Genomic DNA, 14,190 nt, shown 5'->3' on the forward strand with positions numbered 1-14,190 from the left:
ATCTTAATGGGTTGCTTGCAATTTGAGTCTTTCTGCCAAAAGTGGATGCTCCCGTCAGAATGGGCTAAATGCCCCGCTACCCTAACAGGAGTCATATCATGTCCGGTGAAAGACTTATCATTAAGAACGCAGGGGGCAGGGGGCAGGGAGCAGGGGGAAAGAGGGTTTTCTGGTTTCTGCATAGATTACAGAAATTATAACTAATTAACCGGACATGATATCAGAATCAATGTTAACAATTAAAACCAACTAAGCACAGCTAACCCTGAGTTCGTAGCGAATAGACTCAAAACTTACTTTGCGCTCCTTTGCGCTATACTCTGTGTCCCTCTGCGTTTAAACGTTCTGTGAGAATACTTATTTTGTATTCATATATTTAATATTATTTTTACATCCTATTTATAATTACTGCCTAGAAAGTAGCTTAACTTTATAATCTAGAATATACTTCATATTTTCGCAATTGCTGGGAAAAATATCCTATTTAACTTCATGATTACTTGAACTAAATGTCATTACTTATACCATTGTAAGAGCAGTTTAGATGATTGATATTAGAGAAGTAGTTTCAAAAACATACCTTATCTAGTACATGAATAAAAAATGGGCTGTTAAACGACTTACAATCAATCTCACATCAGGCGAGGCACAGAAGCTTGAACAATACTGTTCAACTACAGGCAGACCAGCAACTGATGTAATTCGGGAGTTAATTCGCTCTCTTTATCCTAAAGATGAAAAAGCCTCTGAAAGCTCATGAATCAAACTGCAAACAAGTGAAACAGGATAAGTACATTTTAATTTGTCAGTGAAATATGCTGCTTAACAGTTATCAGCTAACAGTGAATCCCTATAAGTAAAGTTAGGGAATTTAAATAAGAATACTCTCTTACAAAGTTCAGAGCCGAGGAAATCTTCGCTCTGACTTTTGCTTTGGATATCGTGCAATCATCTTGATACACTTGCATAATTAAAAATATCAAATTAATTGAATAAAAGGTAGAATTCAGCATCAAGATGTTCTTACTGGCTTGCTTACTTGTAGCAATACGTGAGTTCGACGGAACTAAAAAATGGCAGGAGGTAGCGCAGGCAAATCTTTTGGGTAAATATCAATTGAAGGTTTTTTAGGCAAATAGGTATAAGCTACTCAGCAAAGCAACCACTATGTATTTGCGGCGCGATCGCAATTGAGTTTTGGCAGATTGGGACATTCCCCTGATATCGGTAGACGGTGAAAAGCGATCGCTCCAGGAAAATGGACTGTATTTTTCAGTGAGTTATTCAGCGTTTTGAGGGAAGCGATCGCCTTGTTAAGGGTTCAAAATCATACCGTTTTGGGCAACCTAAAATACAAAGTACAAATAAAGGCTTGGCAATGACAACGACCTCCATTTGCTTGGGTCTATGCAGTAGAATAGTGCCGTTGATGGTAATGCCACTTTGGTGCAGCTTTGCCAACGCCCAGGTAACTCCTGATGGCAGCTTGAATACTACTATCTCCCAAAACGGTAATAACTTCACCATTACTAACGGTAGTGCCGCCAACAGTAACTTATTTCACAGTTTCCAGCAGTTTTCGGTTCCGACTGGCGGTTCGGCTACTTTTGATTTAACGAACACGCCCAACATTTCTACCATCTTCAGCCGTGTTACTGGCGGTAATATTTCTAGCATTGATGGCTTGATTCAGACGATTAACGGCAACAACCCTGTTAGTCTCTTCTTGATCAACCCTATTGGAATCATCTTTGGAGCCAATGCCCAACTAAACATTAGGGGTTCGTTTATTGGTACCACTGCCAGCAGTATTAAATTTGCCGATGGCACTGAGTTTAGCGCAATTAATTCCCAAGCTACCCCGTTGTTGACTATCAATGTTCCCATTGGGTTGCAACTGGGTAACAATCCCGCAGCCATCAATGTTCAAGGTACAGGACATACTTTGAGGAACGTCAGTGGACTGGCTCTGGTTCCCCCGATTCAGCTTCCCAGTGCTACAAAACTGCGGGTACAGCCGGGAAATACCCTAGCTTTAGTAGGTGGCGACATACATCTAAATGGGGCAAACTTAATCGCTGAAAGAGGACGAGTTGAATTGGGTAGTGTAAGCGGTACAGCATTGGTAAACCTGATACCAACTGCACAGGGCTATACATTGGGATATGGGGATGTACAAAGCTTTGGCGATATTCACCTGGCACAGCGATCGCTATTAGATATTAGCGGCGTGAATGCAGGTTCCGTCCAAATTCAGGGTAGGCAAATTCAATTCACCGATGGCTCTCTGGTACTGGCGCAAAATTTTGGCAATCTCCCCGGTGGTGACATTCGTCTTCAGGCTACAGAGTCCATCGATCTGATTGCCAAAACAGCTGATGGCACTCGGAGCGGAGTGCGTAGTGATGCTTTGGGTAGCGGAGCTAGTGGGAATATCAGCGTTATTACTCCCAACCTCACTATCAAGTCGGGAGCGGGGTTGAATAGCACAACTCTTGGAGCAGCTCCAAGTGGCAATATTTACATTGATGCAACTGCCATTGAACTGTCTGGCTTTTCACCCAATAATCCTGCTGACGTGACCACACTCAACACTACTACACTAAGCACTGGGAATGCTGGTGATGTTTTCGTCAATGGTAATAGTCTACTAGTATCAAGCGGTGCCTCACTGTCTTCGGCTACCTTTGGCAGTGGTTCTAGCGGTAAAGTGACGATTCGCAACAACAATACCACGGTGATGGGAGAAAGTCCCTCTGAATTTTACAGCAACATTAGCTCAACTACATTTGCAACTGGAAGTGCCAAAACCTTGACCCTGAATACTGCCAAATTGCAAATTTTAGATGGGGGAGCAGTTGCTACCACCTCATTTTTTGCAGGTAATGGGGGAGATTTGAGGATCGATGCTACTGAAGCGATCGTCATCAGTGGTCAAGGTCGGGCAACTAATAGTAGCATTAACGCTTCTACTATCCGACCCGATCCGTCAGTGCGGAAACGATTCGGTCTGCCAGATATATTAACAGCGAATGCCGGCACTTTGAGCATTACCACACCGAATTTAACGCTGACAAATGGCGGGACAGTCAGCGTCACCAGTCAAGGCAGTGGAAATAGTGGCAATATTAACATCAATGCAGCCAGCATCCAATTAAAGAATCAAGGGTTTATTCAAGCACAAACAGAATCCGGTAATGGTGGCAATATTAAATTATCCACCACAAACCTGTTACTTCTGCAAGACAATAGCCAGATAACCTCAACAGCTGGCGGATCGGGGAATGGAGGTAATATAAACATCAATGCACCCATCATCGTCGGCTTAAAAAACAGCGACATTATTGCTAATGCAGTGCAAGGCAGAGGTGGTAATATCCAAATCACTACTCAAGGCATTTTTGGGCTGAAGTTCCGCAACCAACTCACTCCTGATAGTGATATTACTGCTAGTTCCCAATTTGGGGTAAGTGGCACGGTTCAAGTTAATACTATCGGTATCGATCCAAATTCTGGTTTAGTCGAATTGCCTGCAAATGTCACCGATCCATCCCAGCAAATTGCTACAGGCTGCGCGGGCAGTGAAGGCAGCCGCTTTGTGGCAACGGGACGAGGTGGTGTGCCGCAAAATCCTAATCAGGTGACGAGTGATGTCTACGATGGGCCACGCCTACGAACCTGGGATGATATACGAGATTTATCTGCTTCCCGCAAAACGGGTGAGCGAAATGCCCAGATTCCAGCATCCTCAAAGGTTCTCGTTGAAGCTACAACTTGGCAGCGCAACGCTGACGGTAAAATTGAGTTAATTGCAGTTCAACCAGCGCATATACAACCATCTTTAACCTGTGCTGCAACGCCAAATTAATCAGTCCTGAGAGTTCACCATATAACCGTAATTTATTGGTTAAAACAAATAGGCTCTAAACTACCTGACGTACCGCCTAGTGACGACGTGCCAGAAGTTGGAGAATTAGATGAACTAGAAACATTCATCGGTTCAAAAAAACAAAGTTTGGTTGTGGACGGCGGTAAATCACTTTCATGAGGGTATCTTAGCTTGGGTCATCGGCGATGCCTTCTCTACGAAAGGCTTCTCTTTCAGAGACGCTAACGCGAACGCTAACGGCGGGCAAAGCCTACGCAGTTCAGAAACATTTAAATTCTTGTGGGACATTGTTTCCCATTTAGGGAATATTAAAATTGCCACCCAATCTACTGCAAATAAACAGCCGCAATTAACTTGTGCATCTGTTCCAAAAAGTTAAATTGCCCAGGAATTCTCTAAAGCAATCCGATCAAGATGAAAGTAACAGAATATGGAAACTCCTAAATATGTATACTGAGAACTACTGATGATTTTCCCAATTAAACAACGTCGTTGGCTATATATTAGTCTGAGTATTTTGAGCTTGTGTTTGGCAGTAACCATCACACCTGCTAGAGCATCTCTGCAAATACCAACAACTTCTACCCTGAATGTGTCAGTATCAACTTCCCAGCCTAGCAATTGGCTAGAACAGGGACGAAAACTTTACCATTCAGGACGCTTTGCTGAAGCAGTGACGATTTGGCAAACAGCAGCACAACAGTATCATACCCAAGGCGATCGCTTGAACGAAGCTCTAAGTTTAAGTTACCTCTCACTGGCACACCAAGAACTTAATCAATGGCAAGCAGCCCAACAGTCTATTGAGCAAAGTCTGAAACTGTTGCAAACCTCTATTCCTTCTGCGGATGCAATTCTTTGGGCACAAGTACTTAATACCAAAGCAAATTTGCAATTGCACGCTGGCAAAGCTGAAACCGCACTTGAAAGTTGGCAACAAGCTCAAAAATTTTATGAGCAAGCAGGTGACACAATGGGAAGTTTGGGTAGTCATATCAACCAGGCACAAGCTTTACAAAGTTTAGGGTTTTACCGCCGTTCTAAACAACAGTTAGAGGTGCTGACTCAAAAACTCCAAGGGATGCCGGATAATGAAATCAAAGTCAGTGGACTGCGATCGCTTGGTTTAGCTCTGCAAATAATTGGCGACTCTAGTAAAAGTCAACAGATTTTAGAACAAAGTTTAGCGATCGCTCGCCAAATTTCAGCCCAACCACAGTTAAGTTCTATTCTGATCGGCTTGGGCCAAACTGCCGTTGACTTGCAAGATCCGGAAGCCGCATTAGATTACTTTGAACAGGCTCAACTCTTAGCCACTAACCCAAGCGATCGATTGCAAGCGTGTTTAGCTCAGTTTAAACTTTTTCTCAATTACAATAAACTGGAGTTTGCTACGCCACTTGTACCTCAACTACTCCAACAATTCCGGGAACTACCTCCCAGCCACATCTCACTCTACGCAGCGACCAATTTTGTTGCCACTCTCAATCATCAGTCAAATTCTGAGCAAATTCTACCACTGAAAGATTTGGCGCAACTGATGGCAGTCACAGTCCAGTCTGCACAGCAAATCCAGGATACTCAAGCCGAAGCTCATGCACTAAATCAGTGGGGAAAACTCTATCAGCGTACACAGCAGTTATCCCAAGCACAGGAGTTAACTCAGAAATCCCTCAACATTGCCCGCCAACTCCAAGCTAACGATATCATTGCTCAATCTGCTTGGCAGGTGGGACAGTTGTATAAACAACAAGGCGATCGCTCAAAAGCGATTAGTGCCTATACAGAAGCAGTCAACGCTTTAAAGGCACTGCGGGGAGATTTGGTGGCTATCAACCCTGATGTCCAGTTCTCTTTTCGCACCAGTGTAGAGCCGGTCTACCGAGAACTGGTTGATTTACTTCTAGAGAATCAACCGAGTCAAGCAGAACTAATACAAGCTCGTAAATTGATTGAAGCACTCCAAATTGCCGAACTCGATAACTTTTTTCGGGAAGCTTGTTTAGATAGAACTCAACAGATCGATCGAGTCGATCCAACTGCAACGGTCATTTATCCGATTATCCTGCCAGATCGTTTAACAGTAATTCTCTCCAAAGCAGGGCAACCACTGCGTTCCTATGTCACTCACAAATCTCAAGCTGAAATTGAGCAGACTCTAGACAATTTTTTGGTTGCTCTTAACCCTGTCTCAGATTCTAAAGACCGAGATCGATTATCTCAACAAATTTATGGTTGGTTGATTCGTCCAGAGTTAGCAGAGCAAGCATTTATTGATACCAAGACATTGGTGTTTGTTTTGGATGGTCGATTGCGGAACATTCCCATAGCAGCTCTTTTTGACGGTAAGCAATATCTGATTGAGAAGTATGCTGTGGCACTCTCACCAGGATTGCAACTAATGGCGACGCGATCGCTTCATCAAAACCACATTAGGGCGATCGTCGGTGGTATTAGCCAATCTCGCACTGGCTTTAGTGCTTTGCCCGCCGTGGAATCAGAAGTGAAACAAATTTCCAAGGCAGTATCTTCTAGGGTGTTACTGAATCAGGAATTTACCAGTCAAGCCCTTGCTGAACGTGTGAAATCTAGTAGTGCAGGTATTGTCCACTTAGCAACCCACGGACAGTTTAGTTCCCGCCTCGAAGATACCTTCTTGCTTACTTGGGATGGACAAGTCAATGTTAAAGAATTATCTGAACTCCTGAAAAATCGCGGTAGCGATCCATCGAAAGCCATCGAGTTGCTGGTACTAAGTGCTTGCGATACTGCCGCAGGCGACGATCGCGCCGTCCTGGGACTGGCGGGCTTGGCTGTCAAATCCGGCGCTCGCTCAACGATCGCCACCCTATGGCCCGTCAAAGATCGGGCAGCCGCGATGCTCATGACTCGCTTCTATAACCAACTCCGACAACCCAAAATCACTAAAGCTGAAGCACTAAGACAAGCACAAATTAGCTTAATTCGCCAAACTGATTTCCACGAACCGTTCTTTTGGTCTGGCTTTGTTTTGATCGGCAACTGGATTTAGCTAAGTAATACGACGGAGTTTATTGTAAGTAGATTCAACTATTTTTTACAGTAATTATTATCAATATCGCCTATACTGTTAGTAGAAGTTCCTTGATTTTACTCTTAAATAGACTGATTATCTGAGCTTCTGAACATAGTCGAAAGAAACGTATTTTGTTTGTATCATATTTCAACGACATAGGTAAAAAGATCGTGAAACGTCGATATTTAGCTAGTACATTGAGCGTCATCGCTCTGATCGCTAGCAGTACATGGACTACTGCCCATGCTGTTACATTTACCCCACCCCCCAACAGTAGCTCTCCTAGACAATCAACTGGAGGAGCTTCTCGCGGTAGTATATTTACCCCTGCTGTCGGCAAAGGTGCGCCCAGACAAGCAACTGGAGGAGCTTCTCGCGGCAAGCTCTTTACACCTGCCCCTGGCAAAGGTACGCCCAGACAAGCAACTGGAGGAGCTTCTCGCGGCAAGCTCTTTACACCTGCCCCTGGCAAAGGTACGCCCAGACAAGCAACTGGAGGAGCTTCTCGCGTTGGTAGTTACTACTTGAATCCATCGACTACAAATACAACGCAACCAGCAGCGCTAATCGCCCTCTTGCCCCAAAATTTCTATGGCACAACAGTATCTGAACGTCCCACAATCTTGGTGTATCTTCCAGCTTCCAATGCCGAAGAAGCAGTGTTCAGCCTCAAAGATGAAGCTGGCAATATGCAACATCAGATGAACATTTCAGTTGCAGGAAAAACTGGGGTAATCGCGATCGAATTACCAGCTAATGCACCCGCTTTAGCCGTTGGTAAAAACTATCAATGGTTTCTAGCACTGAAAGTAGATGGTCAACTCAGTCCGAGTACGCCTTACGTCGATGGTTGGATTCAGCGTATCCAGCCCAGTGCAGAGTTGGCAACAGCAATCCAAGAGCAAGATGCTTTGAAGCGGGCTACTATTTTGGGTAAAAACGGTGTTTGGTATGACTGTGTAGCAACACTTGCATCGGTATACACCACTCAACCTAACAATGTAACTCTCCGCAAACAATGGGAAGAACTTCTATCTTCAGTGAATTTGAAGGAGATTGTAACAGCGAATTTATTCGCATCTACTAACTAATACCAGTTTGGGCATTAGGTATAGGAAGAGACAAGGTAGACAAGGGAGAGGGTAGAGACAAAGAAGAAACTTCACCGATAATTCCTCCTTGTCCCCTTTGTTTCCCTTTTCTTACTTCCACCCAGTCCTCATTACCTCTTATCCCCAAGTCCCCACCTTCCCCAATCCCCATTGCATGACACAAATATGTGGCGCAGATTCCAGGCTTTGATCCAACGTACTCGCAGCGTTTTGATTATTACTCCTAGCGTTGCCTTGACAGTTATAGTTGGGCAATCGTTGGGACTTTTCAATTTACCGGAATGGAAAATTCGCGACGAATGGGTTCGTCAGCGATCTTCACAGGCGATGCCTATGGCGGGCTACGCCTACGCAGATGAGATTGTGATTGTTACAATCGATGAGCGCGATATCCAATCGGTGCGTAAATGGCCAGTTCCAGACTGGGCGCTGGCACGATTACTAGAAAAAATTCGGGCGCAGCAGCCTAGAGCCATTGGCTTGGATCTTTATCGAGATTTACCAGAAGGAAGCGGACACGAGCAACTTGTTCGAGTCTTTCGCAACACTCCTAATTTGATCGGAGTTGAGAAAATTACTGGCGAACGCGTCAATCCCCCGCCGGAATTGAAAAAACACGATCGGGTAGGATTAGCAGATTTAGTCTTGGATGGCGATCGCTTTGTACGTCGCGCCCTGTTGACAGCTGAAGATGCCAAAGAGAAAAACACCATAAAAGCCGGACTAGCAACTCTTGTAGCCCTAAAGTACCTCGAAGCTGAAAAAATTAGCTTAGAAAGCATTGACCCCCAACAGCAAAAGTTTCAGTTGGGCAAAGAAATTTATTTACCACTGCAAAATCAAGAAGCAGGTTATACCGATGCCGATTTAGGAGGCTATCAAATTCTGCTGAATTGGCATGGAACAGAAGCCGCATTTCGGACAGTTGCGATGCGCGATGTGTTAGCAGGGAAAATTCCGCCAGATTTGATGCGCGATCGCATGGTATTTATTGGATCGATTGCCTCCAGTACCAATGATTTCTTCAGTACACCCTTCTCTTCTTGGGTATCTGCTCAAAAACCGACTCCAGGTGTGGTTGTTCATGCCAATATTGCTCATCAACTAGTACGAGGAGCAAAAACAGGAAATGCCAGTCTGCACGGTGTTTCTGGCATTTCTTTATCACTCTGGATTGTTTTGTCGTCTGTCATTGGTTCTACAGGCAGTTGGTTGTTATCCAGTAGCAAACTGCGGATTCCCGGCGGCAAAATCCTTTGGGCAACTGTAGGCATCAGTGGAGCCTGTATATGGGGGGGCTATGGGATGTTTTTGTATGGTGTTTTAATTCCGGTAACACCCACTTTAGCCGCGTTTATCAGTAGTGTGATTGCAACAACTAATGCCTATAAACAGCGGAAGTTAGAAGAAACAAATCGCCAACTAGAAATTGCCAACAGTCAACTATTGGATTATTCCAAAACCCTAGAGACAAAAGTCGAAGAACGCACTCATGAATTAGTGGAGGCAAAGCAAGCTGCCGATGCTGCCAATCAGGCCAAGAGTGAGTTTCTCGCCAACATGAGCCACGAACTACGTACACCTCTCAATGGCATCCTTGGTTTTGCCCAGGTACTAGAAGGATCGCCAAATATGACAGCTAAAAACCTAGAAGGAGTCAGCATTATCTACCAATGCGGTTCGCATCTTTTGATGCTGATCAATGACATTCTCGATCTCTCGAAGATAGAAGCAAGGAAATTGGATTTGGTTGTCACTAGCGTGCATTTGCCCAGTTTCTTACATGGTGTGACTGAGATTTGTGGTATCCGGGCTGAACAGAAAGGAATTGGATTTAATATCTTAATAAGCGATCGCCTACCACTTGCCATTGAAGTTGATGAAAAACGGCTGCGGCAAGTGTTAATTAACTTACTGGGCAACGCGATCAAATTTACAGATAGCGGTAGCGTAACCTTCACAGTGGAAGTCATTGGTCACGAGTCTAAACAAATGACAAATGACAATGGACAAATGACACATCAGAATATTCGTTTTCAAATTGAAGATACGGGTATTGGAATGTCACCAGACCAACTAGAGAAAATCTTTTTAGCCTTTGAGCAAGTGGGTGAAGCAGGACAGCGATCTGAAGGTACTGGCTTGGGATTGGCGATTAGCCAAAGAATTGCGGCATTGATGGGGAGCCAAATTCAGGTGCAGAGTCACCTGGGTGAAGGAAGTCTATTTTGGCTGGATTTAACAGTATCAGTACCACTCGCTCATGACTGGCTTGGAGGAGCGATGTCTACAACGGATTACACGCCAACTCCCCAGAAAATTACCGGGATTCAGGGTAGTGCGCCTCAAATTCTGATTGTCGATGACGATCGCAACCACTGTTCTATGTTGACCAATCTGCTGCAAGAAATTGGCTGTCGAACCTTAGAAGCGACCGATGGCAAACATGGGCTACAAGTAGCAATTGAACACAATCCTGATGTGATTCTACTCGATTTAGCCATGCCCAATATGGATGGTTTTGAACTCATGGTTCACCTGCAAGCGAATCCCAAAACCTGTTCTATTCCGATTATCGTCTCTAGTGCTAGCGTTTTTGAGTCAAATCGGCAGCGGAGTTTAGAGGCAGGGGCAACAGCATTTCTACCTAAACCTCTCCAGATTGACGAACTACTCAATAGATTGCGATCGCTCTTGGGAGTGGAATGGATATATGCCGAATCTTCGCCTCCCAAAGGTGAGCAGATTACTGATAGTGAATGGGTTCTACCATCCCAAGATGTTTTGCAACAACTCTATCATTTGGCAATGATGGGAGATATCTCGGCGATTGAGGGAATGTTAAGAGAACTAATTGAAGAAAACAGTCAACTAGCTCCCTTCGCAGCAGAGTTAAGCAAACTCACTGCCAATTTCCAAACCGGAAAAATCCGTAAGTTACTCAAATCATTTGTCACAACGGAGTTACATCCATGATCGCTGTTCCGATCTCGAAACCCATACATATTCTATTAGTGGATGACAATCCAAACAATCTCAAAGTGCTATCGGAAGCGATTCAGAGGTGTGGCTGGAAAGCCCTGATGGCAACAGATGGAGAGTCAGCGATCGAACAAACAGAATATGCTCATCCCGATCTGATTCTTTTGGATGTGATGATGGCAGGTATTGATGGATTTGAAACTTGTCGCAGACTGAAAACCAATCCGATCACCCAGAATATTCCAGTAATTTTCATGACTGCCCGATCCGATTCTACAGACAAGGTGGCAGGACTGGAAATCGGTGCAGTTGACTACATTACCAAACCCTTCCAACACGAAGAAGTCATTGCCCGTTTAAAGTTACACCTCAAAATTTCCCATCTAACTCGCACATTAGAAGAACGCGTGCAAGAACGCACCAGAGAATTAACTCAATCTCTACAGCAGTTACAGCAAACCCAACTACAAATGATCCAGAGTGAGAAAATGTCCACTTTGGGGCAGTTGGTTGCAGGTATTGGTCATGAGATTAATAATCCGGTTGGTTTTGTTGGCGGAAATTTATCTTATATTGAGGAATATGTAAATAATCTACTTCGCTTGGTGAGTCTGCAACAGCAGAAGCTAACGCAGCCAGATTCGGAAATTCAAGAGCTTCTTGCAGAAATTGACTTGGAGTATCTGACAGAGGATCTGCCAAAACTACTGGCATCAATGCACCAAGGAATTACCCGTCTTAAAGATATCAGTCTCTCTTTAAGAACTTTTACTCGCGCAGATATTTCATCTCAGGTGGAGTTTCAGATTCACGAAGGAATTGATAGCACCTTAATGCTGTTGAAACATCGACTCAAAGGCAATGGCGATCGCGCTAAAATCCAGGTTGTCACACAATACGGTGAGTTACCTCCAATCAGTTGCTATCCCGGACAACTGAATCAGGTGTTCATGAATATCATTGCCAATGCCATTGATGCATTTGATGAACTCCATCAAAACAATTGCGATCGAGATATTGCTGCTTTCCCGAACATCATCACCATTACCACATCGGTCGATCCCCAACAAAAAACTGTTACAATTTGCATCCAAGATAACGGCCCCGGTATGCTTACTGAGGTGCAATCTCGAATTTTTGAGCAATCTTTCACAACCAAGGCTGTGGGTAAAGGAACCGGGCTGGGATTAGCGATCAGCTACCAAATTATTGTTGACAAACACAACGGACAACTCAACTGCTTGTCAATACCTGGTGAGGGAACAAAATTTATTATTACTCTACCGATGTAGTTTCTACGCCAAAACCTCCAGCTTCAAGATGACGAACTAGCGATTGAATAATGGGTGTAGCAATACTAATACCAAATAAAGCATTGAAGCCTGCAACAACAACTGGTGCTGACAAAATAACTGTAAATTCTGGAAATAAAGCTAACACAGCCACCAAGACCAAAAAAACAATTGGTGTCGCAATACCTGCTGCCTTTGCTGCTTCAAAAATTAGATTTTTATACTCTTCAACAGTGATGTCACCTCGATAAAGATCCAAAGAGTAGGAAATCGCCGTGACTACAACCTGAGTGAGAATAGCTGTTCCCGTTGCAGTAATCCCAAGTTTCGCGATCGTCCCAGAATTGCTGACAATAGAATCTACTGCATTATAAACTCGAATATAAAACTGTTCGCCAACGGTCATTACTTTGGCACCTCGGCGAAGATTATCAACACCTACTTCCCAAAGGATATTATCGGCAGCATTCGATCCACCTTGGGAACGTGGATTGATATGGCTACCATGCTTATCTCTAAGAAATTGACGAATTGTATATTCTTTACCTTCAAGCTTTGATGTGCCAGGAATTTTCTCAAAAAGCTTCATGACATCTGCATCAGAGCGAGGTAAGTCTCCTACCCGAACACCAGCACGATATCTCAGCCTGTTTGCAATCTTGGGCATCTCTTGGGCTAATTCGGCAGCTGTCTTTGGTAAATTTTGCAAAGCATCAGCCATAACCATGCTAGATGCAGCAACTCCAACAGCAGTTTGTTGAAATGTTTTATTAACATTTTGAACAGTTTGAAAACCTGATTGTGTTGCGATGGTTGACAAACTTTGTAAATCATTGACAGCATGGACACTTGAAGTAGTCATCTCGCTAGTAGCGTTTTTGATTCCATCAACTACCTCATTCATCCCGTTTACTACATTGTTGGCTGCTTCTTGAGCTTTATCTCTAACTGTATCTGCCAACTTTTGTGCTTCGTTAATAAAATCCATGTTTTATACCGTGGAGTGTTTGCTCCAGTTTCTCTTTCTCAAACTAAGAAGCACCTCAGCATTAATGACGAATTTACTTACAAAAATTTTAAAGATATAGCAATCATTTTATATTGTTTGTGTATGTTATTTCCAAAAACTTCACTGTCCGATTATCTACAGCAGATGACGCTATGCAGTCTCAGCCAGAAAGTTACAAGTATACTAACAGTAATGGTCATACCAATTACTAAAAAATAGCCTTATGGTTTGAGGTTTAGCGATTTAATAAAAGATGCACCATTTGTTTTTAGTTCTTCAGATGATGGGGTTATTATTATAGCTTCAACAGCATAATTTTTCTTGATACAAAGCAGGCTTCTCTGATATAATAATTTATTATTTATATTCAATCCTTTTTTCTTAATTTCTTCTTGCAAGGAAGTACTGGGTTTACCCATTAAAGTAAAATCTTGACAGTTATATGCACTTTGATTAATGGAAGACTGAGATATTTGTTTACCCTGAATAAAATTTGTTTGATTAGCAGCTTTAATTAGAAGCTGTAAAACTTTTGGAATTCTCTGCGGGGGTATTTCTTTGGGAAGAGTTGAATGGGTCACTGAATATATAGATTCACTCTTAATAGTTGCCCAATTCCGGTTATTAATTCCTTTTCCTGGAGAACTAACTTCTTCTACAATAGTCCCTGGCATTAAGATACTAAAATTTCCTTCTTTGGATGTTAAAAGTTTTTCTTGGGATGATGCAGGTGTGCAAGCCGATAAAACAAATATTCCGAAACAATTAATTATCCAAAAACGTTTAAGAATGTTGATAAGTAAATCCATAAGTGTTACTGGTTAAGAACTTTTATTTAGAATGTCAAGTTA

8 protein-coding genes and 1 pseudogene are annotated in these 14,190 nt (G+C 43.2%); 7 read left to right on the top strand and 2 right to left on the bottom strand.

From position 1 onward, the window contains the following. Window positions 1-592 precede the first annotated feature (592 nt). The 7 genes and pseudogenes from RM368_RS27240 (at window position 593) to RM368_RS27270 (ending at window position 12,330) form a co-directional block, all read left to right on the top strand. Window positions 593-760 (top strand): CopG family transcriptional regulator, encoded by a 168-nt coding sequence (locus RM368_RS27240; protein ID WP_322662451.1) that lies wholly within the window; start codon window positions 593-595, stop codon window positions 758-760. A 618-nt stretch (window positions 761-1,378) separates the two neighbouring features. Then, the gene (locus RM368_RS27245; protein ID WP_322696945.1) at window positions 1,379-3,868 is read left to right on the top strand and encodes an S-layer family protein; all 2,490 of its coding nucleotides are present in this window, start codon (window positions 1,379-1,381) and stop codon (window positions 3,866-3,868) included. Window positions 3,869-3,880: 12 nt separating this feature from the next. Beyond that, a pseudogene (locus tag RM368_RS27250) lies at window positions 3,881-4,076 on the top strand (IS1 family transposase); the annotation flags it as partial. A gap of 279 nt (window positions 4,077-4,355) precedes the next feature. Further along, the gene (locus RM368_RS27255) at window positions 4,356-6,920 is read left to right on the top strand and encodes a CHAT domain-containing protein (RefSeq protein WP_322696946.1); all 2,565 of its coding nucleotides are present in this window, start codon (window positions 4,356-4,358) and stop codon (window positions 6,918-6,920) included. Between the two features lie 194 nt (window positions 6,921-7,114). Continuing rightward, on the top strand, window positions 7,115-8,035 hold the full coding sequence (locus RM368_RS27260; protein ID WP_322696947.1) for a DUF928 domain-containing protein: 921 nt from the start codon (window positions 7,115-7,117) through the stop codon (window positions 8,033-8,035). Window positions 8,036-8,221: 186 nt separating this feature from the next. Then, window positions 8,222-11,032, top strand: a complete 2,811-nt coding sequence (locus RM368_RS27265; protein WP_322696948.1) for a CHASE2 domain-containing protein — start codon at window positions 8,222-8,224, stop codon at window positions 11,030-11,032. After that, window positions 11,029-12,330 carry a response regulator gene (locus tag RM368_RS27270; RefSeq protein WP_322696949.1) on the top strand — a complete coding sequence of 434 codons (1,302 nt, stop codon included), beginning with the start codon at window positions 11,029-11,031 and terminating at the stop codon, window positions 12,328-12,330. The genes RM368_RS27265 and RM368_RS27270 overlap by 4 nt, the downstream gene beginning before the upstream one ends. Here the strand turns inward: RM368_RS27270 and RM368_RS27275 are convergent. Beyond that, complete coding sequence (locus tag RM368_RS27275) at window positions 12,314-13,318, bottom strand: HNH endonuclease (RefSeq protein ID WP_322696950.1); 1,005 nt, start codon at window positions 13,316-13,318, stop codon at window positions 12,314-12,316. The genes RM368_RS27270 and RM368_RS27275 overlap by 17 nt on opposite strands. Window positions 13,319-13,560: 242 nt before the next feature. Next, entirely contained in the window at window positions 13,561-14,148 is a 588-nt protein-coding gene (locus tag RM368_RS27280; RefSeq protein WP_322696951.1) for a hypothetical protein, read from the bottom strand. Window positions 14,149-14,190 lie beyond the last annotated feature (42 nt).

This window comes from Nostoc sp. DedSLP03 (assembly GCF_034530815.1).
Lineage (GTDB): Bacteria > Cyanobacteriota > Cyanobacteriia > Cyanobacteriales > Nostocaceae > Nostoc.